The organism is Rheinheimera texasensis DSM 17496 (genome assembly GCF_000711985.1).
In the GTDB taxonomy this organism is placed as follows: domain Bacteria; phylum Pseudomonadota; class Gammaproteobacteria; order Enterobacterales; family Alteromonadaceae; genus Pararheinheimera; species Pararheinheimera texasensis.
Window position 1 is genome coordinate 1,209,236 of record NZ_JONU01000007.1, and the last position, 25,753, is coordinate 1,234,988.

Annotated in this window: 27 protein-coding genes; 12 read left to right on the top strand and 15 right to left on the bottom strand. The window is 55.1% G+C overall.

Annotation, left to right across the window (positions count from 1 at the left end):
- Nucleotides 1-186: 186 nt before the first annotated feature.
- The 4 genes from Q399_RS21425 (at nucleotide 187) to Q399_RS0105615 (ending at nucleotide 3,094) form a co-directional block, all read left to right on the top strand.
- A complete protein-coding gene (locus Q399_RS21425) occupies nucleotides 187-720 on the top strand; it encodes a PH domain-containing protein (protein ID WP_051685769.1) in 534 nt (177 codons plus the stop codon).
- Complete coding sequence (locus Q399_RS0105600; protein ID WP_031566470.1) at nucleotides 710-2,146, top strand: PH domain-containing protein; 1,437 nt, start codon at nucleotides 710-712, stop codon at nucleotides 2,144-2,146. The genes Q399_RS21425 and Q399_RS0105600 overlap by 11 nt, the downstream gene beginning before the upstream one ends.
- A 14-nt stretch (nucleotides 2,147-2,160) precedes the next feature.
- Nucleotides 2,161-2,499, top strand: a complete 339-nt coding sequence (locus Q399_RS0105605) for a hypothetical protein (protein ID WP_031566472.1) — start codon at nucleotides 2,161-2,163, stop codon at nucleotides 2,497-2,499.
- A 172-nt stretch (nucleotides 2,500-2,671) separates the two neighbouring features.
- A complete protein-coding gene (locus Q399_RS0105615) occupies nucleotides 2,672-3,094 on the top strand; it encodes a hypothetical protein (RefSeq protein ID WP_031566473.1) in 423 nt (140 codons plus the stop codon).
- A gap of 81 nt (nucleotides 3,095-3,175) precedes the next feature.
- Here the strand turns inward: Q399_RS0105615 and Q399_RS0105620 are convergent, their stop codons facing one another.
- Complete coding sequence (locus Q399_RS0105620; RefSeq protein ID WP_031566475.1) at nucleotides 3,176-3,940, bottom strand: SDR family oxidoreductase; 765 nt, start codon at nucleotides 3,938-3,940, stop codon at nucleotides 3,176-3,178.
- A 119-nt stretch (nucleotides 3,941-4,059) separates the two neighbouring features.
- On the opposite strand from Q399_RS0105620, the gene Q399_RS0105625 reads away from it, so the two are divergent.
- A complete protein-coding gene (locus Q399_RS0105625; protein ID WP_037045565.1) occupies nucleotides 4,060-4,950 on the top strand; it encodes a LysR family transcriptional regulator in 891 nt (296 codons plus the stop codon).
- Here Q399_RS0105625 and Q399_RS0105630 read toward each other — a convergent pair whose 3' ends face one another.
- The 9 genes from Q399_RS0105630 to bla all read right to left on the bottom strand — a co-directional run bounded on the left by Q399_RS0105630 (nucleotide 4,951) and on the right by bla (nucleotide 11,843).
- A complete protein-coding gene (locus Q399_RS0105630; RefSeq protein WP_157836237.1) occupies nucleotides 4,951-5,673 on the bottom strand; it encodes a permease prefix domain 2-containing transporter in 723 nt (240 codons plus the stop codon).
- The gene (locus Q399_RS0105635; protein WP_051685770.1) at nucleotides 5,670-6,026 is read right to left on the bottom strand and encodes a PadR family transcriptional regulator; all 357 of its coding nucleotides are present in this window, start codon (nucleotides 6,024-6,026) and stop codon (nucleotides 5,670-5,672) included. The genes Q399_RS0105630 and Q399_RS0105635 overlap by 4 nt, the downstream gene beginning before the upstream one ends.
- Nucleotides 6,027-6,096: 70 nt before the next feature.
- Complete coding sequence (locus Q399_RS0105640) at nucleotides 6,097-6,591, bottom strand: hypothetical protein (protein WP_157836238.1); 495 nt, start codon at nucleotides 6,589-6,591, stop codon at nucleotides 6,097-6,099.
- Nucleotides 6,592-6,716: 125 nt separating this feature from the next.
- Nucleotides 6,717-7,514 (bottom strand): hypothetical protein, encoded by a 798-nt coding sequence (locus Q399_RS0105645; protein ID WP_031566486.1) that lies wholly within the window; start codon nucleotides 7,512-7,514, stop codon nucleotides 6,717-6,719.
- A 101-nt stretch (nucleotides 7,515-7,615) separates the two neighbouring features.
- Nucleotides 7,616-8,608 (bottom strand): branched-chain amino acid aminotransferase, encoded by a 993-nt coding sequence (locus tag Q399_RS0105650; RefSeq protein ID WP_031566488.1) that lies wholly within the window; start codon nucleotides 8,606-8,608, stop codon nucleotides 7,616-7,618.
- A gap of 230 nt (nucleotides 8,609-8,838) precedes the next feature.
- Nucleotides 8,839-9,543 (bottom strand): substrate-binding periplasmic protein, encoded by a 705-nt coding sequence (locus tag Q399_RS0105655; RefSeq protein WP_031566491.1) that lies wholly within the window; start codon nucleotides 9,541-9,543, stop codon nucleotides 8,839-8,841.
- A 69-nt stretch (nucleotides 9,544-9,612) separates the two neighbouring features.
- Nucleotides 9,613-10,236 carry a lysoplasmalogenase gene (locus tag Q399_RS0105660; protein ID WP_157836239.1) on the bottom strand — a complete coding sequence of 208 codons (624 nt, stop codon included), beginning with the start codon at nucleotides 10,234-10,236 and terminating at the stop codon, nucleotides 9,613-9,615.
- Nucleotides 10,237-10,291: 55 nt separating this feature from the next.
- Nucleotides 10,292-11,050, bottom strand: coding sequence for a substrate-binding periplasmic protein (locus Q399_RS0105665; protein WP_031566496.1), 759 nt, complete (start codon nucleotides 11,048-11,050; stop codon nucleotides 10,292-10,294).
- A 46-nt stretch (nucleotides 11,051-11,096) separates the two neighbouring features.
- Nucleotides 11,097-11,843, bottom strand: coding sequence for a subclass B1 metallo-beta-lactamase (gene bla / locus Q399_RS0105670; protein WP_051685772.1), 747 nt, complete (start codon nucleotides 11,841-11,843; stop codon nucleotides 11,097-11,099).
- Nucleotides 11,844-12,055: 212 nt separating this feature from the next.
- Between bla and Q399_RS0105675 the strand changes: the two genes are divergently transcribed.
- From Q399_RS0105675 to Q399_RS0105685, 3 genes are all read left to right on the top strand, one after another.
- A complete protein-coding gene (locus tag Q399_RS0105675; RefSeq protein WP_051685773.1) occupies nucleotides 12,056-13,102 on the top strand; it encodes an alpha/beta hydrolase family protein in 1,047 nt (348 codons plus the stop codon).
- Between the two features lie 94 nt (nucleotides 13,103-13,196).
- The gene (locus tag Q399_RS21430) at nucleotides 13,197-13,745 is read left to right on the top strand and encodes a TlpA family protein disulfide reductase (RefSeq protein WP_051685774.1); all 549 of its coding nucleotides are present in this window, start codon (nucleotides 13,197-13,199) and stop codon (nucleotides 13,743-13,745) included.
- 106 nt (nucleotides 13,746-13,851) lie between these two features.
- The gene (locus Q399_RS0105685) at nucleotides 13,852-14,805 is read left to right on the top strand and encodes a hypothetical protein (protein ID WP_031566506.1); all 954 of its coding nucleotides are present in this window, start codon (nucleotides 13,852-13,854) and stop codon (nucleotides 14,803-14,805) included.
- Between the two features lie 13 nt (nucleotides 14,806-14,818).
- Here Q399_RS0105685 and Q399_RS0105690 read toward each other — a convergent pair whose 3' ends face one another.
- Nucleotides 14,819-15,511 carry an aspartate/glutamate racemase family protein gene (locus Q399_RS0105690; protein ID WP_031566509.1) on the bottom strand — a complete coding sequence of 231 codons (693 nt, stop codon included), beginning with the start codon at nucleotides 15,509-15,511 and terminating at the stop codon, nucleotides 14,819-14,821.
- Nucleotides 15,512-15,653: 142 nt separating this feature from the next.
- Here Q399_RS0105690 and Q399_RS0105695 point away from each other — a divergent pair, with 142 nt between their 5' ends.
- From Q399_RS0105695 to Q399_RS0105705, 3 genes are all read left to right on the top strand, one after another.
- A complete protein-coding gene (locus Q399_RS0105695) occupies nucleotides 15,654-16,001 on the top strand; it encodes an FKBP-type peptidyl-prolyl cis-trans isomerase (RefSeq protein ID WP_031566512.1) in 348 nt (115 codons plus the stop codon).
- Nucleotides 16,002-16,026: 25 nt separating this feature from the next.
- Nucleotides 16,027-17,379 (top strand): MATE family efflux transporter, encoded by a 1,353-nt coding sequence (locus Q399_RS0105700; RefSeq protein ID WP_037045568.1) that lies wholly within the window; start codon nucleotides 16,027-16,029, stop codon nucleotides 17,377-17,379.
- A gap of 154 nt (nucleotides 17,380-17,533) precedes the next feature.
- Nucleotides 17,534-17,950 carry a GFA family protein gene (locus Q399_RS0105705; RefSeq protein ID WP_031566515.1) on the top strand — a complete coding sequence of 139 codons (417 nt, stop codon included), beginning with the start codon at nucleotides 17,534-17,536 and terminating at the stop codon, nucleotides 17,948-17,950.
- A 66-nt stretch (nucleotides 17,951-18,016) separates the two neighbouring features.
- On the opposite strand, the gene Q399_RS0105710 is transcribed toward Q399_RS0105705, so the two are convergent.
- A complete protein-coding gene (locus Q399_RS0105710; RefSeq protein ID WP_031566517.1) occupies nucleotides 18,017-20,641 on the bottom strand; it encodes a TonB-dependent receptor plug domain-containing protein in 2,625 nt (874 codons plus the stop codon).
- 624 nt (nucleotides 20,642-21,265) lie between these two features.
- On the opposite strand from Q399_RS0105710, the gene Q399_RS21435 reads away from it, so the two are divergent.
- Nucleotides 21,266-22,111 (top strand): peptidoglycan DD-metalloendopeptidase family protein, encoded by an 846-nt coding sequence (locus tag Q399_RS21435; RefSeq protein WP_051685775.1) that lies wholly within the window; start codon nucleotides 21,266-21,268, stop codon nucleotides 22,109-22,111.
- Between the two features lie 6 nt (nucleotides 22,112-22,117).
- On the opposite strand, the gene Q399_RS0105720 is transcribed toward Q399_RS21435, so the two are convergent.
- Genes Q399_RS0105720 through Q399_RS0105730 form a run of 3 tightly spaced genes read right to left on the bottom strand, consistent with a single transcriptional unit; the run spans nucleotide 22,118 to nucleotide 25,683 of the window.
- Nucleotides 22,118-23,686 (bottom strand): amidohydrolase family protein, encoded by a 1,569-nt coding sequence (locus Q399_RS0105720; RefSeq protein ID WP_031566521.1) that lies wholly within the window; start codon nucleotides 23,684-23,686, stop codon nucleotides 22,118-22,120.
- A gap of 60 nt (nucleotides 23,687-23,746) precedes the next feature.
- Complete coding sequence (locus Q399_RS0105725) at nucleotides 23,747-24,961, bottom strand: sensor histidine kinase (protein WP_031566523.1); 1,215 nt, start codon at nucleotides 24,959-24,961, stop codon at nucleotides 23,747-23,749.
- The gene (locus Q399_RS0105730; protein ID WP_051685776.1) at nucleotides 24,958-25,683 is read right to left on the bottom strand and encodes a response regulator transcription factor; all 726 of its coding nucleotides are present in this window, start codon (nucleotides 25,681-25,683) and stop codon (nucleotides 24,958-24,960) included. Before Q399_RS0105730 ends, Q399_RS0105725 begins: the two co-directional genes overlap by 4 nt.
- Nucleotides 25,684-25,753: the final 70 nt, after the last annotated feature.

Here is a 25,753-nt window from a genome sequence, read left to right on the forward strand (position 1 = left end):
AGTAGTATTTGAGACTACTACTAATGAGCTGTCAGCACAACAGAGCGATTTGTAAGCGGATTTATCCACAGTGCTACGCAGCAGCTATTTGCAACAAAGCTGTTAACAAATATCACTGGCACCCTTGCCGACGCCGGGAATTTTCCGCAAGATGCAGCAACACCTTTGCAATGTTGCCTGATACCAATGCCCAACCAATTACTCGACGCCACATTTTTACAAAACGAATGCCTGAGTGCGCCGCTGCCACAGGACTGGCAGTATTTGCCGGAACAAGCACTCGGCAAAAGACGCTGGTTGTGGCTCGGGCTGACGGTGCTGCCGCTGGCGGTATTGATGCTGCTGATTGTGCTGAGTGGTGGCGAGCTGGCGTTGTATGCGATGTTAGGGTTGGTGTTACTGGTGGGTTTTTTATTGCAGCTGTGGCTGCCGTTTCAGTTGACGCGGACACGGTATCTGCTGCGCCGGCAGGACTTTTTGCTGGAGTCCGGCGTCTGGTGGCGTCAGGCGGTACTGATCCCGCTGACGCGGGTGCAGCATGTCACCGTGAGCCAGGGACCGCTGCAAAAACACTATGGTCTTGCCACGCTGAAAGTCTTTACTGCCGGTGGTTTGCATGCCGAAGCGGCGCTGATTGATATCGAATACGACGAGGCGCAGCGGTTGTGTCAGCTGCTGAGTCAGCTGATCCCACAAGAGGCGCAATCTGATGCTGCCTGAAGCCATGCTGCAGACCAGCGCCTGGCAGCGGGTATCGGCCTGGGCACTGCTGCCGCTACTGGGGAAATCGGCCTGGGAGTTTTTTGGTTTTATCCTCGGTGGCGCGGTGTTGTCCTCGCGCGATAAATATGCCGCTTATATGCCTTATGCGCTTGCGCTGTTGGCCCTGCTGATTGTGGCGCGGGCATTGGTCGCCTGGCGCTGCAGCCGGTTTCGCGTCACGGCGCAGGGCATCGAACTGGAAAAAGGCTTGCTGCATAAAGAGAAGCTGTTACTACCGCAGGCTCGGGTACAGGAGCTGCAGGTCAAACAGCCGTTTTATTTCCGCCCATTAGCACTTTATGCCGCCAGCCTCGACAGCGCCGGTAGCAAAAAACAGGAATTTGCCCTGACCGGCTTGTCCGAGGCCCAGTTGATGCTGTTACAAGGCCATGCCACCAATACACCAGCCAGCGCGTCGACGCCGTTTCACCGGATCTGGCTCGCCACTTTATACAACGCCTATTTGTGGTTGCCGCTGGCGGCGGTGTTTGGCATGAGTCAGCAGTTTAGAGATGCGCAGGTTATTGATAGGTTGTCAGACGCCAGTAAAGCGCTGCTGCAGCAATACGATATTCAGCACAATTTGTTGTTACAGCTGCTCAGTGTGCTGATGTTGCTGGCGCTGATTGCTTTGGTGCTGACACTGATGTGTCTGATTTGGCTCTATCCGCAGCATTTTCAGCGCGATGCCCGAAAACTGCAGCTGACGCAGGGGGCGGTGCTGAAAAAATCACTGCGGATCTCAGCGCAGCGGGTGCAGCTGGTGCTGGTGAATCAGCCCTGGCTGGCACGGCTATTTGGCCATTATTCGTTGATATTCCGTGGTTTTGCTGCAGACAAACAACAAGGTAAGTTTGTCGTACTGGGGCAAACGGCAGCAGAGCTGGATAAACAGCTACAGGCCCAGCAGCTATTGCCGTTGCCTGAAATTCAAGGTGCGGATTTACAGAAGTTTGTGCCGGCGTATTTCCGCCGTCAGGCATTATGGTCGGGGCTTGGAGTACTGCTGGTCATGGCACTGATTTGGCAATCCAATATCCCGCCGCTGTGGCTGAAAGCAGCGGTCTCCGTGGGCTTAAGTTGCTGGTGGCTGCTGGAAACCTGGTTGAATTACCGCTGGCATGGCTACCGGGTACAAGATGATGTGATCTACCTGTGGCAAGGCGGCCTCAGCCGGCGCTGGTATATGTTGCCGCTACAGCAAGTGCAGCAGGTGCGTTTGCAACAAACGCCGTTTTTTCAGCAGCACCAGATGGTGAATGTGCAGCTGCATACCGCCAACGGCAAGCTGACACTGGCCGCTATTCCCAACGCTGCAGCACGACAACTCTACGAACAGGTGCTGGCGCTGCAGTATGTTGAGCCCGGCAGTACACTTTCTTAGAGTGCGGGGGGGAGATGATGAAAACATTACTGACATTGATGCTGTTATTGTGTTGTGGCGCTGGTCGTGCGGACTGCGTGGACACCATTTTTGAGTATGAAGATACTAAGATGAAAATCTCCATGGGCTTTAAAGAAGGCTGCTACAAAGGGGAGTTGATCCTGTTTTACACAGTCCCGAAAAATAAAAAAGTCACAGATGCGACTTTTGAAGACTATGTTGAGATTTCTTTCGAACAGGAATGTCCGCAGCAACAATCAGATGGTGAGTTTATCAAAGCTTTTAGTTGTCGCAAGGACGGTCAGTCGCCACTGGCAGGGGCTCATTACACAGTGAAACGTTATGCCAGCTGAGCTGGAATGTGAAGGCGTAGTTTATCCTGTGGAAAAATTTATGTATGTCTGCACAGAAGGCTGTACTGCTCACACACCCAAACAGCTGGTGCTGCCATATTCGGGTGGTACTTGTTAAAGCCAGCCGAACTTTCAAGGGTGTTCTGCTCAAATAGTCTTTGTGGAGTTTGTGATGATTAGAAAATTTAGCTGGCTAGTGGTTTTGCTCTACGCGGCGTCCGCAGTGGCCGCGACTTATGGCGGAGCTGCTGGCGTCAACAAAAAAGGCGAATTGGTGGCGATTAGTGGCGAAATGGCTGAGTTTTTGGTGGTTTACCGTGACGCCACCAACAACCATGAACTGCAACGGTTTGACATGAAAAAAGAATGCCCTGATTTTGTCGAATCAGCTGACAAATTTTCATGCCGTAAGAACAGTCAATCGCCGTTATCAGGTGCCACTTATCAGATCACTATCAAAGCTGATTACCGACCTTGCAAGGACGCAGCACCGAACTTATACCAAGATGCCGGTACTGTGTATGTTTGCCTGACGGGATGTGAGAATCCGCGCACGCCAGCGATTTTTTACGTGGCGCCTATGGAATGTGTGTAGCGGTTTTGTCTGAAAGGTTTGTGCCCAGACCAATGCTCTGGCCAGTAAAGCAGTGGCTCCCGCAGGAGCCACTGAGCGCTGTTAAAACTCCTGCACCGTCGGGCGCAGCACAATTTCGTTGATATCAACATTGTCCGGCTGCTCGATAGCGTAAGCCACGGCACGGGCGACGGCGTCGGCCGGGATTTGATTTTGCTGATAAAATGCGTTAACAAATTCAGCGCTGGCACCGTGGCTACTGCCGTGTTTCAGTTCAGATTCGACTGCGCCCGGTAAAATCGTCGTGGTGCGAATATGGCCACCGACTTCATGGCGTAAACCTTCACTGATGGCGCGTACCGCAAACTTAGTGCCGCTGTACACAGTGCCACCCGGGCTGAATACTTTTGCGCCGGCCACCGACGAAATATTAATAAAATGACCGCTTTGCTGTGCCTGAAACACCGGCAAGGCTGCGGCGATACCGTACAACACGCCTTTGATGTTGATGTCGATCATCCGGTCCCATTCGTCGGTACGGACTTCGCTCATTGGTGCAATCGCCATCAGGCCGGCATTATTGATGATCACATCTAAGCGGCCGTAGCTTTGTTGCGCCAGCTGCACTGCAGCCTGTAAATCTGCGGCTTTAGTGACATCGACTACCTGATACACAGCGTCGCCACCAGCGGCCTTGATCTCGCTGACCAGCTGCGCCAGTCGGTCGGCGCGGCGCGCCACTAACACCAGTTTAGCGCCACGACTGGCCAAAAGCCGGGCGGTACTTTCGCCCAAGCCACTGCTGGCGCCGGTGATTAAGACCACTTTCTGACTGATCCCTGCTTGCTGTTGTACTTGAGTATTCATCTGTTGTTGCTCCGCGATTAAAGGGTTTTGTTAAACGACAACGGCAGTTTAATTGGCCCGAACTTGCGTTAGAATGGAATAGTTAAGCTTTCAGAATTCCAATAATGGGAATAATTGCGATGGCACTGAATAAACTCGAGTTGCTACGGATTTTTTGTGGCGCGGCGGAGCTGGGGAATTTTAAAGCCTGTGCCGTCAAGCTGGCGTTATCGCCGCAAGCGGTGACGCGGGCAGTGCAACAGCTGGAGCAACTGACCGGTGAAGTGCTGTTTCATCGTAATACGCGGCAGGTGCGGCTCACGCAATTTGGCGCACAATTGTATCAGGATGGCCGTTTGCAATTGGCTCAGCTGGACGAACTATTCAGCCCGCGCCTCTCGACGCAGGATGCACAAGGGCTGGTTCGGCTGGCGGCGCCAGCAGCATTTCAACCGGTATTAAGCCCGTTATTGCTGGAGTTTGCCAGGCTGCATCCGCAAATTCGGCTCGATGTGCGGCTGTCCGATCAGCATAGCGATGTGGTCGATGAACAAATTGATTTAGGTATCCGTGCCGGTTTATTGCGCGACCAGAGTTTTGTCGCGGTGCAAGTGTCCGAAGTGGCGCTGTATCTGGTGGCAAGCCCGGCTTATCTCGCGGCGCATGGTGCGCCTTTGGACCTTGCAACACTGAACGAGCATCAGCAGGTCAGTTTATTGGACGCCGGCACGGGCCGGCCCTGGGCCTGGTTTTTTCGCGACGGTGAGATTTATCAGCCACGGCAGGTGCGGTTATTGGTCAATGATGCGCAGCAAGAACTGGCAGCTGTCGCCGCGGGCCTGGGCATTGGCCAAATTGCAGACTTTCTGGCCAAACCTTTGCTGGCACGGGGCGAACTGGTGCGACTTTTGCCGGAGCAGGAACCCACGCCCTGGCCGTTGTCACTCTACCGGCCACAGCGCGGCCCGGTGCCGGCCCGCGTACGGCTGTTGTTTGACTTTCTGCGTGAAGGGCTGCAGAGCTTTAGATAGCTAGCTTTGCATCTGATGTGGCTGTGCACTGAGATCTGCCACAAAACGGACTTTTTCCGCGACGACATAACACAATGTTTTTAGAGCGGCGCCGTATAACAAAGTCAGCAGGCACACCGCTGTGGCCGGGCCGAAAGTTTCGCTGAAATTACCCCCATTGGTCTGCTGTGCAATCGCGATAGCGCCAATCAAGGTGCTGAACAAGCCCAATAACAGGCCGCTATTGCCCATTACCCGGAAAAAATGCCGGACTTGTTGATAGTCCTGCGGCTGAGCGCCGGGGCGGGGATCAAACAAAAATGCGATGGCGCGTTGTAGTGTCTGTCGGGAAGTGGCCCCAACCGCAAATAATACTGCTGGCGGGAATATCAGCACCAGCGAGATTAAATCATAAAAAGCCAAAGGGTCGTCCGGCGCAGAAACCAACATGGCCCAGACTGATATCCCGATAAAAAACAACATGCTGAAAATGAACATCAGCCAATCTCCTTTGGTTTGATGCAGAAAATGCCAGCATGTTGATAGGGCCTGACGCCGATACCACCAGCAAGCGCGTTGTCGGTTGCGGTGCTGCCGCTGAATAAATTCTTCCTGTAAATCGCCGAGTACCGGCTCCTGCAACGCATCCGGCAATACCCATTCCAGCAAAAGCTGGCTGATAATGGGAGGCTGCATGTCGGGTGGCAACGGACCTGGTGGTAATGGTGGTTGGGGCCATCTCATCGGGTACATCCTCCCTGGTCAAATTGCGGTGCCAGCTGCAAAGCAAGACCCTGCCATAACTGTTCCAAAGCCTCCTTGCTGCGAAACAGCGCCTGACGACCCTCGCCGGTGACACTGTAGTATTTTTTGGCGCGGCCCCCACGCTCAGCCGTGGCTTCGCCCAGCCGGCCACTGAGTAAACCTTTTTGCTCCAGGCGTTCTAAGGTGGTGTACAAAGCGCCGATGCTTAAGTCACGCTGGGCTTTGTCGGCGAGGAAACTGCGGATTTGGCTGCCATATGCATCGTCTTTCAGCTGCAGCACACAGAGCAACAGCATCTGTTCGAGCTCGCCGATAAATTTATCCTGAGTCATCGCACGTCCGTCTTGATATATTTACTACAATGTAGATTAAATGGGTCAGGCCGGCAAGATGTGTGTGGATTTACTCGAGGAGAATCTCAATGTGAGGGGCATGCTGGCGGATAAACTGTTCGACTTGTGGCAGTTCAGCTAATGGAAATAGCCATAATTGACCGCCGTTCCAGGCCAGTTGTAACAATGCCGGGCCCTGTTTGTTCTGTTTTCCCAACACCAGTTTTTGTACCGAAGCGGGAAAGCTGAAATCTGCGATACAGATCTGGTCGTCTTTGATTTTTAAATCAGCCAGCAGGCTACGGGCCATCAACTGTGGTAACACTCGCGCGCGCAGGTAATTTGCTGCCGCAATCAATAAAGCGACTAAGTAAAAACCAAGCATCAGAGGATGCTGCCGTTCCCATTGGCTAAACAGGAATGCAGCAGCCAACAACCCAACGAGCAGAGCAAACAACCATTTACCCGGATGACTCAGCGACTGCCAACCGGCTGATACAGCGCTTAACCCTGGCGCTTTGGAGTCTCCACGAAAATCTTTTTCCCGATAATTCAATATGTTCAACGGCAAAATCCTTTTAAATCTACATCCTGTTTACCCTACCGGAGACTGTGCTGCACAGCAAGAGTGTTCGAGACCTGCGCTTTAGTCTGGTGTCAGAAATTGAGCAGCCTGCGATGCCGGCAGGGTTATTGACCAATCCGGTACAAGACGAAGCTGCCGGGCTGCAGGACCTGATTTTTGTGAACTGAAAATAGATACCCATGCAACAGATTATGGTTGCTGCTGTGCAAAATCAGCTCAGACGCAAAGGTGGGATTGGCAGTTTTGATCAGCAGACTGCCATTTTTTGCTTCGATCTGGCCTGGCATAAACTGGGTTTGATTGGTTATTTGCATGCCATTTGGGTAGTACGTCAGCGTGGACTGTCCTGTGGTGGAAAACTCCAGCTGCAGTAATTCCGGTTTGTTGTTGAACGTCACAATACCGAGCCAGAAACCAGATAAACCATCACTGTCGGCTGGTTTCAACGCTTTGAGCCGGGTTTGCTGTCGTTGCAAAAAGCGTTTAACCGTCGATTGCGACCCTTGCCGATCCATACTGTAACTGGTAGCCATTTGTGATTGGCCACTGGCGTTGACGTACATTTGCGTCACATTCAGTGAGTCTTGCAGATTTTTGGCAATGATCAGCCGTTGTTGGGCGTCCGGCCGGCGCGGATCTGTCAGATTGATTGCACATTCGGTGGCAGAGCATGTCACATGCGTGTCAATGAACGCGTAGCTGCTGGCATGTCTGAAGCCGTCGGCGATCTTCACACTGATAAACCTGTGTGGTGGCTGGGTATTGATTTCCAGCAGCTGATAACTGCTGTCATCCTGTTTAATGCCTTCCCACAAACCAGCAGGCAGTTGCATTGCGCCAGGTTGCGCGTGAATGGGGCTAATAGCGAGCAGCAACCACAACACACAAAGAATCCGGTACATCACGTCTTTCCTTAACGAAGTAGTTTGAGCATGGTGATTGCGATACAACAAAGCAGGCTCGGGGCCTGCTTTGTTGTCGGATGATCGTCGGAACAGCGACGTTAGATTTTAGTCAGCCAGCCGTGTTTGTCTTCAGCTTTGCCCCACTGAATATCGTTCAGTGCCTGGCGCAGGCGGGCAGTGGTTGGGCCTGGTTCGCCGCTGCCAACTTTGTATTCTTTGCCCTGATGGATCAGCGTGCCGACTGGCGCCAGTACTGCGGCAGTCCCAGACAAAGCCGCTTCAGTGCCTGGTTTGGCGGCACGTTCCAGCAGTTCATTGACGGTCAGGTCGCGCTCAGACACTGTCATACCTAAATCGCGCGCCAGCGTCAGAATAGAATCGCGGGTTACGCCATGCAGGAAAGATGCATCCAGCGCTTTGGTGATAATTTCGTTGCCATCAATCAACAGGAAGTTGGCCGCGCCGGTTTCCTGCACGTCGCCATTCGGGCAGAACAGCACCTGATCGGCCTGATATTTGGCTTTGGCCTGCATGGTTGGTTGCAGCGCGCTGGCATAGTTGCCGCCGCTTTTGATCATGCCCATGTGCGGCGCGCAGCGGGCGTTATCTTCCATCAGCAGACGCAGTGCGCGGTGACCACCGGCAAAATAGTCGCCGACCGGGGATAACAATACATACAGCATGGAAGTCAGTGTTGGCGTGGCAGCTTTGCCGATCGCAGGTTCAGTGCCGATATGCGTCGGGCGGATATACATAGAACCTGGTGGGGTCGGTACGTCGGCGGCGAAATGGCGCACGGCGTCGACAATCATCTGGCTCAGTAATGCCGGGTCAAACTTAGGAAGTGATAATAATTCTGTGCTTTGCAGCATGCGCGCGACGTTTTTATCCATGCGGAAAATCGCGACAGTACCGTCTTCATGGCGGAAGGCTTTTAAACCTTCAAAACAAGTACTTGCATAGTGCAGCACATGGGCGCCCGGGTGCAGACTGATGCTGTTGGCCGGGACAATAGCCGACGGCCCCCAGCTGTTACCATCAAATTGGGCCATTGCCATTTCAGGCATAAAAACACTACCAAAAGCTGCCATTTTCTCTTTTCCTGCTGTGTTCTAAAGGGCTGTTCTAGCCCTTGATTTGAAAATTGTATTGTTCCAAAGGTATTTTTTACGCTGGGTTGCGCTGATTGCTTGATCCGACATCCAGTGCAAACAAGTTGCACATGCTGTCGGATTCTTTTTGCGCATTGTAACCAGCCTTGCTGTTTTCGGCATCAACTATCTGAGCGTCGGGACGGCTGAATTGCCAGGCTGTACTGCACTCAGCGTTTTGCCATCACCGCATCGACCCGCTGCATTAACCGGTCGGCGTCGGGGTGTTGCCGGGATAACATCAGATAAACCGGCAGCTGTTCGAAGCTGTCAAACACCAGCATGGGATTACTCAGGGCCACGTCGCTGGCGTGGTAGCAAAGGTAGTAGTCGTAGCGGCCGCTTAGCAGCAGGCGGTAGGCATCCTGCTGATTACTGATGTCATAACGCTTGACCGCAAATGCCGCCAGTTCCGGTCTTTGTTGCAGAAAGGCGAAGCGGGTTTCACTGAGCGCCAGATAAGGATAATGCTGCAGTTGTTCCAGCGAGCTGAGTCGTTTTGTACTGTGTAGCCGCACCACGCCCAGTTCGGCCAGATACACCGGCGCAGCACTGATTTTGAGCTCCCGGCGCTGGGCTGGCGTCGGGGCAACTACAGCACTGAAATCAATATGATTTTCTAATGCCTGCAAACCCCGCGACAGCGAATAAAACTCAAACGTTGGCTGAAAGCCGGCCTGGCGCAGCAGCTTATCGACGCGGCTGATACCAAGCCCTGTCGCAGCACCGTCGCTGTTGCTGTACTCAAAGGGTGGCAGGTCGGAATAAAAATAAGTCACCGGTTCGGCCAGCGCCGATAGACTGCACAGACAAGTGGCAGCCAGCAGCAGTGAAAACCGCGTTGTGGCAAGACAAGCTCGGAAAACTGGGGCCAACGGACACCTCCGGGCGGTGAGACTTCAGCCTTTAACCTTAGCACAGCGCGGCGGTGCCGAATGAGCGCTTCAGTCCCGCTGCGCTGGCGTTAGAAAACCCCGCACTAAGGCATACTGAGCGGCGTAGTAGCTCAGCATGATCCACAGGCCGGCACCGGGCAGTGGTTGCCAGAACCGGTTCAGGCCAATCAGGCAATCCGAACCGATAAACAGCAGTCCGCCGCCAATCAGCCAGGCATTGCGCCGGCTGCTGCACCAGGTGCCATAAGACATGGTCAGGATCACGCAGATATAGCCCAGTACCGGTACTGCCATAGCGCCAAGCCCTGGCCACATCAATGTGAGAACAGCCCCGGCAAACAGCGCATAAGGCAGCACCAGCAATGGCCTGTGGCCGGCAAAAGGTCGCATCGCCAGTAAATACCAGAGGTGCGCCAGAAAAAAAGCGCCAAGACCAAATACAAACAGCCGTTGGCCGTCTAAGGCCAGTAACACATCGCCCAGCATTGAAAATGCCAGTGCTGTCAGTAAAGTGAAATGTTGCCGCAGCGGCGCTACACGCAGAATCCAGCCACACAACAATAGTACCGGCAGGATTTTCAGCAGGAAATTCAGCGGAATGTCGCCACTGGCGTCGAGCCACAGATAAGCTGCGGCCAGCGCAGCATAAAGCATATTCAGCAACAACGGCATCAGCATGGTCCCGGCACGGAAAAAACTAATCTAACACAGCGTTTTACTTTCTCAACTAACGCGCAGCGGCTGGCGTGGACGGTAACAAACAGACTTTGCCCTGCGGGGATACGGCCACGGGCTGCTGCCGGGCGGCGATGAATTGGTCGACCCGCTCGATGAACGCTGCAGGCACCTTGGCGGAGTATGCGATATGCACATCACCCTCAACCACGGTCAGTGCCAGTTTCTGATAGTTTTGTTGTTGCTCCGGTGGTAGGGCCGCCAGATGGCGCTCGGAGGAGATCAATAAATCGGCGCGGCCTTTGTCCAGCATGTCAAAAGGCCGGGCTGTGCTGTGATTCAGCGGTACCAGACCTCTGCTGCAATTCGGATATTGCCGTAACTGCTGCATGGCTTCGCCGAAATAGCCCTGGGCCGGGAGCAGGATGCGTGCCTGCTGCATCATAGGGTCGCACCAGGTTTTAATCTGGTCCCAGCGGCTGTCCTGCTTGCGGCGGTAAAAATACACATTATTGCGGCCAATCGGCAGGCTGAAGCGAAAGGTACGGGACGGTGTTTTGGCCAGGCCAGTGATCAGATCAATGTCGCCGGCCTGCAGTTTTTGCTCGCGCACCGCAAGCCCGGGATTGCCTTCGACAAAAGTAACAGGGCAGCCCAAGTCGCGGAAAAACGCCTGCTGCCACTGGTCGATACAGGACGGCGCCGTGCTTTGGCGCTCGAATAACTTAAAAGTGCGCAGCTGCGACGGGCATTCCGTCGCGGCTGCCGGCACGCTGGATAAGATTGCTGTCTGGAGCAGTTTTTTTAGCATTGAAGTTACTCAAAGTGTCTGAGCGGCCTGCGCCAGTTCAGGTTAGCTATGGCTTGCTGAACAGCGACAGCGAATAGTCCACTAAACTGCCATCGGCGATATCGCCATGGCCCGGCACCAGGGTTTTAATGTCCGGATAAGCGGTTTGTAAGCGTTTCAGGCTACCCGGCCAGGCTGTGACATCGGCATCGGCAATATTACCAAGGCCGGGATAGCGCGGCGCTTTGACAAAACAGCCGCCGTGCAGCAGCTGATAGTGTGGCAGGTACAGAACTATGTTGTCGATGGTGTGGCCAGGTCCCGGGTAAAACCACTGCACCGGACCATCCTGATACACTGCGCCAACTGCCAGACTGGTCACCGCCTGCAGCGGGTGGATACCGGCTTTTGCTGCCAGTGCCGCAGTCTGCGCCGTTGCCTGTAGTGGAATACCGCGTTCTGCCAGCGCTACTACGCCGCCGGTGCGGTCGTCATGCGCATGGGTGGCAATGGCCTTCACCACCGGGCGCTGCAGCACCACGTCAATCCAGTGCAACAAATCCCGCGTTGGGTAAAAACCCCAGGCCGTATCAAGCAACCAGATGCCCTCAGGTGTGTCGAGCAGCAGGCCGTTTGCCGTAAAGACTGCGCCATTGCTGAGCTTTTGTTCGCTCCGGTGTAGCCACAGCCCATCGGCCAGTTGCTGCACCTGTAATTCCGGCGACACCTGCTGTACCGGATATGGCGTGGCAGCAAGCGCGGCTTGCAGGGCGGCGTAAAGGTACAGGGCCAGGTAAAAACAGCGTTTCAGCATCGGTGTGACTCCGGCAATAGTCTCTGCTGAGCATAAACGCAAAGTGACGGTCAGGCGAGCGCGAGCTCTTGCATAACCTTTGCCTGCAGCGGAACAACGTTTCTTACAAAAAATGTTGAAAATGTATCGTTAAAGTAAATTCTTTACTTCATCAGATGGGTTTTGCCTGTTAGGCTAAAGCCTGAATAAAAAAATGGAATGGAGTTATCCTGATGAAATTAAAGTATTTATTGCCGCTGTTTTTCAGTTCTGTTTGTCTTCTTTCTGCTGGCGTTGCACAGGCCGCTACTTCAGCCGTCAGTACCCCTGCCAGCGATTTCCAGCCGATGCTGGCGTATTCCAAAAATTGTTTTTCCGGGCCGGTCAGCAGTTATGACGGCTTTGTCAGCATGTTAAAACGTAAAAATCCGAATAACCCGAATATGGGCGCGATGATCCATCAATCGATACCGCGTGCCGTGTTTGAACAATTTCAGCAACATCTGCACTGCGAACAATTTGTTTATGATGTTGATGGAGTGAAAGCGGTCGGATATCTGATCCTGCCAAAAGCGGCGCCCGCCAGATCTTTACCAGTGCTGGTGTATAACCGCGGTGGCAATGGCAAAACCGGTTCTTTGATTTTTATGAACGTCATGACCCAGCTGATGCCGCTGGCTGCACAAGGTTATGCAGTGTTTGCCAGTAACTACCGCGGTGAGCACAACCAGCTGAAATTACCGCCGGAACAAGTGGGCAAAGACGAATTTGGCGGCGCCGATGTGGCCGATGTGTTGGCTTTTAAAACCATGGTGAACAAAGTGCCGGCGGCCAATCCTGAGCATGTGGCGATGATGGGCCACAGCCGCGGCGGCATGCAGACCTGGCTGGCAGCCAAACAATGGCCGGAGCTGGATGCATTGGTGATTATTGCCGGTGTGACCGATTTAGCGGCCGAATTGCAATACCGCCCTGATATGGAGAATGTATTCAAGGCGCGCATTCCGGACTATGCCAACCAGAAATCCGCCGCTTTACAACAACGCTCAGTCAGCCATTTCCTGCCACAGATCCGTGCGGACTTACCGGTAATGATTGTGCATGGCGATAAAGACGAACGGGTTTCGGTCGGAAATGCCACGCAAATCGCCAAATTGCTGGCGGACCGCAAACAACCCCATGAGCTGGTGATAGTACCGGGTGGTAACCACAGTTTGCATAAACAAATGCCGCAATTGCGCGAGCAGATGGACCAGTTTATCCGCCGGCAGCTGCGTTAAATCGCCGAGTTGCCGATCCGACAAATTTTCAAAGCTTTTTGGCGTGGCTTAGCCTTAAGATGGTTGTTCAAAACAATACAAAACGGAGTTGATGATGGGCAAAGCAGGATTCGGCAGGGTCGGGTTTGTATGTACTGTGCTGTGGAGCCTCAGCGCTTGCAGTCAGACGCCGGTGCCGGCTGCAGCGAAACCGGTCAAGGCCGTGCAAGCTGCACCGGCAGCGGTTGCTCCTGCCGCTAGATTTGCTATCCAGCCGGGGGCAGGCCTGCCATGGCAAAACCTGCGCACTATCGACGGCAACGACATCAGCCTGACGTCGGGCAAACGCCAGCTGCTGGTGTTTTTTGCCACCTGGTGCGGCGATTCCAAACGTGCCATGACGCAATTAATGGCTTCTGACCTGGTGCGTCAGCAAGACCTGCAAATCATTGGTATTGGCCGCGAAGAACAAATCCCGGCGCTGCAGAAATTTCGCAGTGACTATCGGCTGAATTTTGCTCTGGTCGCCGACCCGGACCGGGCGCTGTACCAACAAGTCGCCAGTAAAGGCATTCCGCAGCTGGTGACGGTTGGTGCTGATGGCAACATCCGGCAAGTGCTGCTGGGTGAAGTGCCGGATGCGATAGCGCAGTTACATTGGTAACAGCGCAGTGGTATCAATAGTGGGCTGATGTTGATTCACCGCGGATTCAGCCCCGGCTGCAGACACTGGGCCAGAAGTTTATCTGTCATCCAACCCGGAGGGAATCATGTCCAGATTAGCGAAACCATTTTCTATTTCATCCGCCGGCCTGCTGTTGCTGGCTTTAAGCGCCTGTTCACCGGCACCAGAACAGGAAACCACGGCGGCTACGCCAGAAACTGCGGCCGCAGCTGAACCGGTCAGCGCGAGCGAAACGTCTGACGTTGCTGCGGCTAATCAGCTGACCTTGCATGCCCGGCTGTATGTCAAAGACCAGACCAGCACTGCCGCCATCGGTAGCAGCAATCAACTGCAAGCCGCGTTTTATCTGCAAACGCCGGTACAAGTTGAAGGCAGTGGGCTCAGTGCCCGTTTCACTGACGTCTATGATCAGGATTTAGTGCGTGGCCAGTTGCAGGCCAGCGGCGATACTGCTTTTAAATCGGACCCGGCGCTGACCGAGCACTATCAGATGCAGGCCAGCTGGCCGACGCCGGTGGCGGTCACAGAAGGCCGTTTTCGTGTGTTCGCGCCGGAGCCTTCTTCGATTGGCGAAGGGTACAGCGTGAAGGTCGAACTGGAAGTGCCAGTCAGCGGCGACAAAAAAGCCCAGATCAGCAGCAATGGCACTCTGCTGGACACCGAGATTACTCATGCCCGCCCGCTGGCCTGTGGCACTGAGGCAGATCGGGAGATCTGTAAACTCAGTTACACCGTTGATGCGGCCCCCACAGTGGCACAGGACGAAGCCGGTCAATTGCTGCTCGACAGCGCCAAAACGCTGTATGCCAGTCAGGGCAAAATCAACAGCGATGGCGGTTTAATCATGTATAGCAGTCTGGTGCCGGTGTACGGCGCCGTGACCAGTCTGGAAGATGGCCATCTGGTGATCCGTTCCAGCCAACAGTACAGCCTGAAGTTTAAAGAAGCCGATATGGCGCAGCAGCTCGAGCTGGTGGTCTGGACCACAGCGCCGGGCGATCACTGGCAACCGGCCAATCTGCCGCCGCTGACATTCTGATCACCGTTATTATTTAGTCCGCCAACATCCACTCCGCCGCTGTGCCGGCGTGGATGGCGGTAGTGTCAAACAATGGCACTGCCGCATCGTCCGGCTGCACCAGCAAACCTATCTCGGTACAACCCAGAATCACGCCTTCTGCGCCTTGTGCCACTAAACCGGCGATGATCTGCTGATAGGCAAGGCGTGACGCCGGATTAATCTGGCCGAGACAAAGTTCTTCGTAAATCACCTGATGTACCAGGTCGCGTCCTGGTACATCAGGGATGATTACTTCGATATCTTGCGCCAAAAGCCGCGCTTTGTAGAAATCCTGCTCCATGGTAAAGCGGGTACCTAATAAGCCAATCCGACGCAGGCCTCTGGCCTTAATTTGCTGCGCTGTAGCATCGGCGATATGCAACAGCGGCAGCGGCGTCGCGTTGGTGATAGCTGCGGCCACTTTGTGCATGGTATTGGTACATAGCACCAGCCCTTGTGCGCCGGCGCGCTGCAAAGCCTGGGCAGCATCCGCTAGTAGCTGGCCGGCCTGTTGCCAGTCGCCGCTGCGCTGCAACGCTTCAATCTGTTGAAAGTCTACGCTGTACAGGATGATTTTTGCGCTGTGTAAACCACCCAAACGCAGGTTGATCTGTTGATTAATCTGCCGGTAATACGGCACTGTGGATTCCCAGCTCATGCCGCCAATCAGTCCAAGCGTTTTCATCGGATTGCCTTTGTTCTTTCAGAGAGACTTTATTGGTATCACAGCCGCTTTGGCTTGTCACAACCTGGCTTGTAACAAGAGTTGCCCAAAGTGATGACACCCTGGGATATACTGCGGTTTTTCTTCCGAAGGCGAACTGGCGATGGCCCTGACTGAACTCATCATTGAAGACCTGATCCCCGGCAGCGGCAACACCATCAAAAAAGGCGGCGCGCTGATTAAAGCGCATTATCGTGGTTATCTGGCGGACGGCACTGAGTTTGATTCGTCCTACCGCCACGGTGCACCTTTTGAAACGGTGCTGAGTAAAAACCGCGTGATCCAGGGCTGGGTACAGGGGCTGATTGGCATGCAGGTTGGCGGTACCCGCAAGTTGCAGGTGCCGGCGGCTTTGGCTTATGGTGAACGTCAGATCGGCAACATGATCCCACCCAATTCAGATCTCTTTTTTACGATTGAGCTGCTGGAAGCACTCAATCGGGATGACTAATCACCTGCGGGAATGAGAAACAACAATGACTGATTTAACCCAGGGCTCTGTCCGCCGCCATCTGGTTAACATGGCGACGCCGATGATGATCGGCATGCTGGTACAGGGCCTGTATTTGTTTGTTGATATGTATTTTGTTGCGGGCATTGGCCCGGCGGCAGTGGCTGCAGTCGGTGCCGGTTCTGCGCTGATGTTTCTGGTGCTGGCGCTGACACAGATGCTCAGTGTCGGTACTGTCAGCCTGATCGCCCGGGCTACCGGCGCTGCGGACCATGCTTATGCCAATCAGGTGTTCCGCCAATCGATGTTGCTGGCGGGTTTTCTCACCGCATTGACGCTACTGGCCGGGTTTTTATTGCAGGATTTTTATCTGCAAACTGTCAGTACCGATGCTGCTGTACGCGAGGCCGGTGCGGAGTTTTTGCAGTGGTATCTGCCTGGGCTGGCATTGGCATTTGTGTCCACTGCGATAGGCTCGGCGCTGCGCGCAGTTGGCGTGGTAAAACCGGCGATGGCGGTGCAGTTGCTGACCGTGTTGCTGAATTTAATCCTGGCACCTGTGCTCATCTCCGGTTGGGGCACAGGCCTGGCGCTTGGGGTGGCTGGCGCGGGTTTGGCCAGCACACTGGCATCTGCAGTCGGCGTGCTGCTGCTCTGGGTTTATTTCCGTCGTTGTCAGCATCAGGTGCTGGACACCAGCGCCGGCTGGTCCTTGCAGTTGCCGGTATGGCGCCGTTTGCTGGCGATCGGGCTGCCGGCCGGTGGAGAGTACGCGCTGATGTTTTTGTTCACCGCTTTTGTGTATTGGGTGATCCGGGATTTAGGCACTGAAGTGCAGGCCGCTTTTGGCATTGGCATGCGTATCATTCAGGCGGTGTCGTTGCCGGTGGTGGCCTTATCGTTTGCTATTCCGGCTATTGCCGGGCAAAACCTTGGTGCGGGCTTACACGCCAGGGTGCATCAGACGCTGCGCGCTGCACTGCAGCTCAGTTTTGGCCTGATGCTGCTGATTTTCCTGTTCAGCCAGTTTGAAGCCGAAATGCTGATGCGCTGGTTCACGGCCGACGCCGCCGTGGTGCTGGCCGGTGTGGTGTTTATCAAAATTATCTCGTGGAATTATCTGACATCGGCCGTGGTGCTGACCTGTTCCGGCATGTTTCAGGCGCTGGGTAACACCTGGCCGTCGTTATTGAGTTCAGCCGTGCGTTTGGCACTGTTTGTACTGCCTGTGCTGTGGCTCAGTCAGCAGCCGGATTTTACCCCGACGCAGGTTTGGTGGTGTTCGGCACTGAGTGTGCTGGTGCAGGGGCTGCTCAGTTTCAGTCTGTTGCAGTGGCAACTGAAGAAAATGCCCACGCCAGAGCTGATGCAGCAGTAAGGAACAGGAAACAGTCTGATTGCCGGGCCGCACTGGTGCTATCAGGTCAGCTGCGGGCACTATGGCTGTCGTTGAAGGCTGTCAGTGAGTGGGCGACACCCTGTCTGTCTGAGATATTAAACTGTACTGACGTTTGTCCGGGCTCGGAGGTGGTATGTATCAGGGAAGTTGTTTATGTGGTGCCGTGACCGTTGAGATTTGTGGCCCTATCAGCGCGATCATTCATTGCCATTGTTCGTTGTGCCGGAAAAGCAGCGGTACTGCATATGCGACTAATGGTTTTGTGGCGCTCAGCGATTTTGTCATCTGCAGTGGCCAGGACGCCTTGAGCTTTTTTGAGACAGCGCCGGGCAAAAAGAAGCATTTTTGCCGCATTTGTGCGTCGCCGGTATACAGCAGCAATGCGCAGGTGCCTGATAAGATCCGTCTGCGTTTAGGGATTTTAGATTCCGACATCAGCGAACGGCCGCTGTCGCACAATTTTGTCTCGTCCCGGGCCTGCTGGGATGATTTAGATGCCGATTTGCCGCGGTATGACGGCTATGAGCCAGGGCGCGTGTTACCGAAATAACATTGGGTTGGTGAGTAATGGCTGCAGCAGTAAACCCCGCTGCGCCGATACGCAGCGGGGTTTCACTCAGAACTGATAACTGGCGGTCAGGCTGACTTGCCGGCCACGCAGGTTGTATTGCGTGGTGTCGGTGTAATCGCTGCCGGCGCTTGGGTCAAACGGCGAGTCGCGGTCCAGCAGATTCTGCACTGCAAAGCTGATTTGGGTATTGGCAAAACCACGGTAACTCAGCTGGCTGTCCCATTGCGTGAAGCTACTGATGTTGCTGCGAAGGCCCGGGTTACTCGCCACTGTTGCCACTTTTTGCTGATAGCCGCTGGTAAAAGCTGCCGTCAGGCTGGCCTGCCAGTCGCTGTGTTGCCAAATCAGGCTGTTGTTACTTTTCCAGGCCGGCAAAGCGCCAAACTGGTTGTTGCCAGCGCCTTCCAGCACCGGCTGGCCGGCAACCAGCGCTTGTTTATAGTCCAGCAGATGAGACCAGACGGTTTTCAGGCTGAGGCTATGGCCGTTGCCGAGCTCAAAACGGTAGTTAAAATCGATATCGACACCTCGGGTGTCGCGGCTGCCCTGATTGGTGTACTGGTTTTTCAAAATCTGTAAGCGGCCCTGCGCATCCCGCAAAATACGGTCGGCATACAGCTCCGGGTGTTCGACGACATATTGCGCGCTGTCGCCGGCGATGATGTCCTGCTGTTCAATGCTGAATACATCAATGCCGACGCTGCCTTGTTTACTGAACGACCAGATCACCCCGGCATTGCTGTTGGTCGATCGTTCCGGTTGCAGCAGCGGATTACCGCCGCGCAGCTGGGTGTAACCGCGGCGGCTGCCGGGTTCCAGCGGGTCGTTCGGGTCAATCACAGTGCCGTAACTGATGGTGTTGCTGTCGGCAATTTCCGGTAACGACGGCGCGCGGAAGCCGCGTGACCAGGATGCGCGCAGCAGCCAGTCTTCGGCCAGCACATAATGCACACCGGCTTTGGGTGAAAAGGCGCGGCCGAAATCGTCATAGTGATCCAGCCGGCCGGCGATGCTGGCGGTCAGGTCGGTATAAAGCGGCAGGCTCAGCTCGGCAAAAGCCGCGCTGACGGTGCGCTCGCCTTTAACCAGGTTAATCGCCGGGCGCAGTTCAGTGCCGGACAACACCTGCGGCGATGTGCCGGCGTCCATCCGTTCTTTGCGTAAATCAAACCCGGTGGCGATGGCGACTGTGCCATAGTCGTTGTCCCACAAATCGCGGCTGGCGCTGCCGTTGATTGAGTTGATTTCGTATTCACCGGGCCGGCGTGTTTGCAGACGCAGCCGGTTCAGTACGTCAGCGCTGTTCTGGCGGCCGTCAAAGCGGTAGCTGCCGTCTTTTAAGACTTTTTCAAATTCAAAGCGATTGACGAAATTGTCTACATATTCACGCTGATGACTGAATGATTGCAGCAGTTGTACCTGTGCGTCCCAAACCTCACCCTGATATTTTAAACCGGTCAGCAGGCGGCTGAACTGCTGGCTGTTGGCTTTGGTGCGCGGGCCTAAATCAAACAGCGTGTATTCAATCGCCAGCGGTTTGCCGGAGCTATTGTCGGGATGACCAACAGGTAACAGCACCGGAATATCGGTCAGCGTGCCGTTGACCGGATTATAAGCCCGCAGGCCAGCGCCAACGGTCAGCGGCGCGCCAAATAACATGGCTGAATCATTGTCGCTGTACAGCCACTCGGCAAAACCGGTTAAGTTGTCGCCAAGCGCGACAGTACCTTGCAGCGATAACTGCCGGCGTGTCACTTCTGGCTGCAGTGTATTAAACGGCTGGGCGTTAAAAGCACAGACTTCGCCTTTACGGCCCGGGGTGAAATCACTCCATGGCCGTTTTTCGCTGCCGGCCGGGCAGTTTGCCAAAGCCTGAGGCAACGATGGGTTGGCCAGCGAATTCGCGCCTTGTGCGCTCCAGCCGGCCAGTTTGCCGCCCGGTAAATGGCGGAAATCACCGGTCTTCAGCAAATCGCGCTCGCTGGCATCAAGCCGGGCGCGGTCAAACCAATCCAGCGTCAGGCTCAGGTTGTAACCGTCCTGCGTCACTTCGCCGATGCCGGTCGACAAGCCCAGCCCGTATTGCTGAAGGCCGCCTTGCGTCGCCCGGCCGGTGCTGAGCGACAGCTCTGTATCGGTGATTTGTTCTTTTAAAATGATGTTGACCACGCCGGCAATGGCGTCTGAACCATACACCGACGAGGCGCCGTCTTTGAGCACTTCAATGCGTTTCACCGCACTTAACGGCAAGGCGTTGAGGTCGACAAAAGTGTCCTGGGTATTGAGCGCAAAACCATAGTTCGACAGGCGCTGACCGTTGACCAGTACCAGAGTATTTTTTGGGCTTAGGCCACGCAGGCCAATCGAGGCCGAACCGGCGGAGAAGCTACCGGTATATTGCTCGTCAAAACTGTTGCCGGAATTGACCGACAGGTCACGCAGTACGTCGGTCAGCGTGACTTTGCCGCTGGCGGCAATAGCATCAGCGTCGATTTGCAGCAGGGGCGTGGCATCTTCCTGCTGGCTGCGTTTGATAAAACTACCGGTGACCTGAATACGTTCAACGGTTCTTTCAGTTGCAGCTGCTTCTGCGGCTGGGTTGGCAAAAGCAGGCGTAGCAACAGCGATGGCGCTGGCGAGCAGCGTCAGGGAATGTGGGGTAAAACGCATGATAAACCTCAATAAAATTCAGTGCCGGGCGCATTCGCAGCCGGGCTGCAAATCTCAGCGAATGGGACCGCCGTAGCAGTCAGTCAATATGGTAAAAACAGGGCAGCCAAACTCTGCGTCCAAATACGGTACGCGGTTCAGGCCGGACAGAGGATCAGCAACACATTCGTGCTGGCAGCAGGCAACAGGCTGAGGTTGGTGTGACTGTGGCGCGATCGGCGCTGATATCGGTGTTCGGTAATTGTCGAACTGGCAACATGGTCGGAATCCTTCTTACTACGATTTCCAGGCTTCCGGTTGACCGGTGAGCATGTGCAGGGTGAATATTGCTTCTGGTTACGACTAGATGTTTAGCCGTCCAGATGCCGCGCATTGTAGCGATTTTTTATAACATGACAACCGCTGTCATTTGGTTTTTATATATCTAAATGGAATAAAAGATAAAAGTTATACAGCATTTGTTGTATCAACAGTGTGGAAATGAAGCAGATCTGCATAGTTGGCTTGCCGGAAGTCGTTGATCCGGCGACACTGGTTGGCATATTCGTCTCGCTGTACCAAAAGTGCTGGCAGGTGAAACCCCAAACACAGACGCCGACTCACAGTTGGCCGGGATCAAACTATATGCGTTTATTGTTGCAACATCGGCAGCTGTCAGGTGCAGGTCTGTTGTTGGGCTGGCTTCTATTGCTGGCAGGCTGCGCCAGCGCACCGCCGGTCACACCGCCGCCGGTGGCAGAAAAAACTGTCACGCAGCAGCGTGGGCCTGTAACGTTCGTGCATCCATTGCCCGGTGCCCGCATCAGCGCTTCATTCGCCCGTTACATCATTAAAAGCCGCAATCGCCAGCATCATGGCGTTGATTTTGCCGCGCCCAGTGGCACGCCGGTCTTTGCGGCAAGCGCAGGCGTGGTATTAAGCGCCGATAACAGCAGCCTCAGCGAAGCCTTTGGCAATGCTGTGCTGATTGAACATGGCGACCAGCTGACCAGTTTATCCGCGCATTTATCGCGGTTGGATGTGCAAATTGGCCAATGGGTCGAAGCCGGCCAGCAGATTGGTTTGGTTGGCCAGACCGGCCGCGCCACCGGGCCACATCTGCATTTTGAACTCTGGCGTGGCAGTGTGCCACAAGACCCAATTGCACTATTGCCATTAAACCCGCAGGAACGTAAACAGGCTTTAGCTGAAATGCAACGTCAGGCCGCAGCCAGTCAGACACCTGCGAAAAAACGCGTGGCGGTTGCAAAAAAACGCACTGTGACGGGCAAAGTCGCCAAAACGACTCCGGTGAAAAAAGCCACGCCGACAAAAAAAGCCAAACAGGTCAACACCGCTGCGAAGGCAAAAGCGCCAGTTGGCAATGTTGCAGTCACGACCAGCAAAACCGGCAAAACCGCAGCGCCAGTGAAACCGACCAAAGCCAGCCCGGCCAAAACCAGCACTGCCAAAGCCAGTGCCGGCGAGTAGCTGGGTTTAATCAGCAAATTGCTGACGGAACTGGGCACTTTGCAGTGCCGACCAGGCGAGCTGCAGGTTGATGCTCAGGCTGCCGGCTTGCTCTATGCTAAAAGTCTGCAAAACCTGCAGTTGCTGTTTGTCGTACCAATGGCCTGCCAGGACTAACCCTTCCACCTGACGCAGCGCCTGAATTTGCTGCAGCGGATTGGCGGCGAGTAGCAGTAAGTTCGCCTCTTTTCCTACTTCGACTGCGCCGGCACTCGCCTCCATACCAGCATATTGTGCCGGCCATAAAGTCGCACTTTGCAGCGCCTGCAGCGGGGTGACTCCAGCCTGGGTATAAAGCGCCAGCTCGTCAATCAGACCGCTGCCGGCAAAGACAAAACTGTCCGGGGTGTCGGTACCGGCCAGAATGGGCACCCCCAGCGTCACCGCTTGTTTGAGCTGTTGCAGTGCCAATGTCAGCAGTTCTGCATGCACAGGCCGGCCTTTTTGGTCATAGCCGCGGCTTTGCATACTGTCAGCATCGGCTTGCCAGAGTGTTCGCAGCAACCAGGGCACTTGCGCAAGCCGCGGGTCTTGCCGAAACGCCGGCTCCGCTGCCCGGGCACCGAGCTGCAGCGTTAATAACGTCGGGCTCCACCAGATGCCGGCTTTGGCCATCGCGCGCATTTTCTGCCGGCACAGCTCTGGGTCCTGGCTTTGCAAAATTTCGCGCCACACATCGCTGTTGATAAGCCCCTCCCGCATCTGCTGTTGTTTCAGCTGCATCGCCACTGTGGAACATTCGAATAAAAACAAGCGGCCATGTTCGACGCTGCGCTGGCGCGCCTGAATCAGGTCGGCCAGCGTGACGCGCCAGGGCTGATGCCCCGCCAGTTGCATGCCGGTGCCGGCCGCTGCGTCACTCAGCCACTGATATTGCTGCGGGCTTAAAAATTCATAAGTTTTCAGCGTATCGACGCCAAGTGCCTGATAATGCCTGACCAGCGCTGTGGCGTCCGCCGCAGTTTGCAGGCGTAAAAAAGCCGGCGCACCGTCCGGTACTTCCGCGCCGCCATTGATGGCAAAGCTGCTTTGCTGCGGATAAAGCGGGCTGCTGCGTTGCCCGCTGCGGGCTTGATCTGTCCAGGCGCTGCGGTCGGCGGCGCAGGCGGCCAGACTGTCGGTGCCGGTCATACAGCCGGACATATCACGCAAATAGGTCACACCATGTGCCAGGTAAAGCGGGTGATGCAGCTGTGGCGACAGTTTCAGGCTATGGCTGTGGTTATCCCACAATCCAGGCACCACATAACTGCCTTGACCAGAGACATAATGACAAGCGGCGGGCGGCCTGATGCCTGCCGCAGTGATTTGCTCGATACGGCCTTGTTTGATCCAAATGGCACGGTCAGGCTGTAGTTCGCCGCTGCGGGTGTCGACGATATGTACATTGTCCAGCACTAAAGCGTCGCCGCGCCAGGCCGGGCCAGGCGGCTCAGCCAGCGGCCACAGCAGCAACCCGCTAAACAGCAGTAAGAGGCAGAGCAAGACACTGCCAAAGCCAAGGCTTAAACTTTTAATCCATCCGGGTTTGACCATCACCAATGCTCATCTGTGCAGAGAAAAACTGAAGATAGCGCCGCGTTGGTGAAATTTTTGTCAAAGTGGGTCGCGCTGAAAGGTTTGCAAGCGGGTGCACCAGCCTTGCGCGTCAGCTTTACTGTCAAAATGCAAGGCACAGGCCTTGGCCAGCCTTGCGGCAATACTTTGGCCAAAGCCATTGGCGCCCTGATCTGCTGCCGTTTGCATTGGGTTTTTCAGACTGAGACCTTGTGGCAGCGGTTGGATGCAGACAATACCGGCAGCGCTGTGCCGCCAGATATTCTGCAGCAGATTGGCAAACAGCAGCCGTAACACCGGCGCCGGGGCTTGCCATTGCAGATCTGCCGGCAGCTGCACATCGAGCTGTAAGTCCGGCCTCGGTTGCCATTGTTGTTGCTGCAGCCACAGCTGCTGCAACAGTGGAGCCAGGGTCACTGCGCTCAGCTGTTGCCCTTCACCTTCGCGTGCCAGCAACAATAAGCTGTCGATCAGCTGCTGCATCTGGCCGCAGGCACTGGCAATTTGCAGCAGGCGGCGCTGTGCCGCCGCATCAATGGGCGGTTGTAATAACAGCAGTTCACAACTGCTTTGGATCACCGCCAATGGCGTGCGCAGTTCATGGCTGGCGTCACGGCTGAACAGGCGTTCGCGCTCGGCAAATTGCTGCAATCTGAGCAGGCTGGATTCCAGTTTTTGCGCCAGTACGCTGATTTCTTTGTCGCGAAACTGACTGGCAAAACCGGCAGCGACCGGTTCCTGACTGACCAACAACGCCAGTTGCTGCAGCGGTGCCACAGCGCGCCGGGCCAGATACCAGCCCAGTGCCAGCGCCAGCAGCAAAAACAGCGCAAGCAGGCCGCCATAGACTGCCAGCATCGGTCGCAGCACCGGCCGCACCACCAATTGCTGGCTGACTTCGGTCACCAGAAACAGTTGTTGCGGGGTCGCTGGATGGACCCAGCGTCTCAAGTGATAATGCCGGCCTTCGCTGCCGGCCAGCTCCGAAGCTTTGGGCTCAGCCTGATAAGCCGCCGCCAGATCCGCAGGGAACTCAGCGGCCGAATGATAAAGATTTAAATGGCTGTCCAGTGGCCGGGTCGGGGCTGGCAACCCCTGCTGGCGGGCAATTTCCTGATCCAGCCGCTGATAAAACAGTGCATCTTCAGTGGTGTACACAAACACCAGCATCAGCAGGCCAAATAACACACCGCAGGCCAATACCAACAGCAAAAACGCAGCGCGGATGCGCAGACTCAGCGAGGTTTTGGTCATATTGCCGGCTCCGACAGTCGCAGGACAAAACCAACGCCGTGCACTGTGTGCAATAACGGCCAGGCAAAAGGTTTGTCGAGCTGCTGGCGCAGCAGATAAATATGACTGCGCAGCGCATCTGAATCCGGCGCATCCTCCGGCCAGAGCTGGTCGGTGAGTTGCTGACGGTTTAATACCGCCGGATAGGCTTCGGCCAAAAGTTGCAGGATTTGAAAGCCAAGCGGATGAAGTTGTAGCAGCTGGTCGTCGCGCCAGGCCTGCAAAGTGCGCCGATCCAGCCGTAAAGGGCCAATCTCCAGGCAATATTGCTGCGGCTCGTTGCGCCGCGCTAACGCCTGGCAGCGCAGTGCCAGTTCAGCCAGCGCAAAAGGTTTGGTCAGATAATCATCGGCGCCGGCATAAAAACCATCGGTTTTGTCAGCCAGCGTGTCGCGGGCGGTTAACATCAGCACCGGCGTGTGCCGGCTCGCCTGACTGCGCAGTTGGCGGCACAAGCTCAGGCCATCCAGCCGCGGTAACATCAAATCCAGCAAAATCACATCAAACTGCTGCTGCAACGCCAGCTGCAGGCCAAGTTTGCCGTCGGCGGCGTAATCGGTCTGATGTCCGAGCAACTGCAGATAATCGACAATATTCCGCGCCAGTGCCGGTTCGTCTTCGACCAGTAAAATCCGTAAAGTCCGGCCAGGGAAAGCGGTTTGTGACGCAGCAGGCTGTGGCATGAATGGATCCGGTATTTCGGGTTCTGCGCAGCATAATGCGGGTAATGTGAAAAATCTGTCAAACATCGCT

Bases quoted from the DNA above. Each gene is read 5' to 3' on its own strand.
- Q399_RS21425 (WP_051685769.1), top strand. From the start codon at position 187: ATGCCCAACCAATTACTCGACGCCACATTTTTACAAAACGAATGCCTG.
- Q399_RS0105600 (WP_031566470.1), top strand. From the start codon at position 710: ATGCTGCCTGAAGCCATGCTGCAGACCAGCGCCTGGCAGCGGGTATCG.
- Q399_RS0105605 (WP_031566472.1), top strand. From the start codon at position 2,161: ATGATGAAAACATTACTGACATTGATGCTGTTATTGTGTTGTGGCGCT.
- Q399_RS0105615 (WP_031566473.1), top strand. From the start codon at position 2,672: ATGATTAGAAAATTTAGCTGGCTAGTGGTTTTGCTCTACGCGGCGTCC.
- Q399_RS0105620 (WP_031566475.1), bottom strand. From the start codon at position 3,940: ATGAATACTCAAGTACAACAGCAAGCAGGGATCAGTCAGAAAGTGGTC.
- Q399_RS0105625 (WP_037045565.1), top strand. From the start codon at position 4,060: ATGGCACTGAATAAACTCGAGTTGCTACGGATTTTTTGTGGCGCGGCG.
- Q399_RS0105630 (WP_157836237.1), bottom strand. From the start codon at position 5,673: ATGAGATGGCCCCAACCACCATTACCACCAGGTCCGTTGCCACCCGAC.
- Q399_RS0105635 (WP_051685770.1), bottom strand. From the start codon at position 6,026: ATGACTCAGGATAAATTTATCGGCGAGCTCGAACAGATGCTGTTGCTC.
- Q399_RS0105645 (WP_031566486.1), bottom strand. From the start codon at position 7,514: ATGTACCGGATTCTTTGTGTGTTGTGGTTGCTGCTCGCTATTAGCCCC.
- Q399_RS0105650 (WP_031566488.1), bottom strand. From the start codon at position 8,608: ATGGCAGCTTTTGGTAGTGTTTTTATGCCTGAAATGGCAATGGCCCAA.
- Q399_RS0105660 (WP_157836239.1), bottom strand. From the start codon at position 10,236: ATGCCGTTGTTGCTGAATATGCTTTATGCTGCGCTGGCCGCAGCTTAT.
- Q399_RS0105665 (WP_031566496.1), bottom strand. From the start codon at position 11,050: ATGCTAAAAAAACTGCTCCAGACAGCAATCTTATCCAGCGTGCCGGCA.
- bla (WP_051685772.1), bottom strand. From the start codon at position 11,843: ATGCTGAAACGCTGTTTTTACCTGGCCCTGTACCTTTACGCCGCCCTG.
- Q399_RS0105675 (WP_051685773.1), top strand. From the start codon at position 12,056: ATGAAATTAAAGTATTTATTGCCGCTGTTTTTCAGTTCTGTTTGTCTT.
- Q399_RS21430 (WP_051685774.1), top strand. From the start codon at position 13,197: ATGGGCAAAGCAGGATTCGGCAGGGTCGGGTTTGTATGTACTGTGCTG.
- Q399_RS0105685 (WP_031566506.1), top strand. From the start codon at position 13,852: ATGTCCAGATTAGCGAAACCATTTTCTATTTCATCCGCCGGCCTGCTG.
- Q399_RS0105690 (WP_031566509.1), bottom strand. From the start codon at position 15,511: ATGAAAACGCTTGGACTGATTGGCGGCATGAGCTGGGAATCCACAGTG.
- Q399_RS0105695 (WP_031566512.1), top strand. From the start codon at position 15,654: ATGGCCCTGACTGAACTCATCATTGAAGACCTGATCCCCGGCAGCGGC.
- Q399_RS0105700 (WP_037045568.1), top strand. From the start codon at position 16,027: ATGACTGATTTAACCCAGGGCTCTGTCCGCCGCCATCTGGTTAACATG.
- Q399_RS0105705 (WP_031566515.1), top strand. From the start codon at position 17,534: ATGTATCAGGGAAGTTGTTTATGTGGTGCCGTGACCGTTGAGATTTGT.
- Q399_RS0105710 (WP_031566517.1), bottom strand. From the start codon at position 20,641: ATGCGTTTTACCCCACATTCCCTGACGCTGCTCGCCAGCGCCATCGCT.
- Q399_RS21435 (WP_051685775.1), top strand. From the start codon at position 21,266: ATGCGTTTATTGTTGCAACATCGGCAGCTGTCAGGTGCAGGTCTGTTG.
- Q399_RS0105720 (WP_031566521.1), bottom strand. From the start codon at position 23,686: ATGGTCAAACCCGGATGGATTAAAAGTTTAAGCCTTGGCTTTGGCAGT.
- Q399_RS0105725 (WP_031566523.1), bottom strand. From the start codon at position 24,961: ATGACCAAAACCTCGCTGAGTCTGCGCATCCGCGCTGCGTTTTTGCTG.
- Q399_RS0105730 (WP_051685776.1), bottom strand. From the start codon at position 25,683: ATGCCACAGCCTGCTGCGTCACAAACCGCTTTCCCTGGCCGGACTTTA.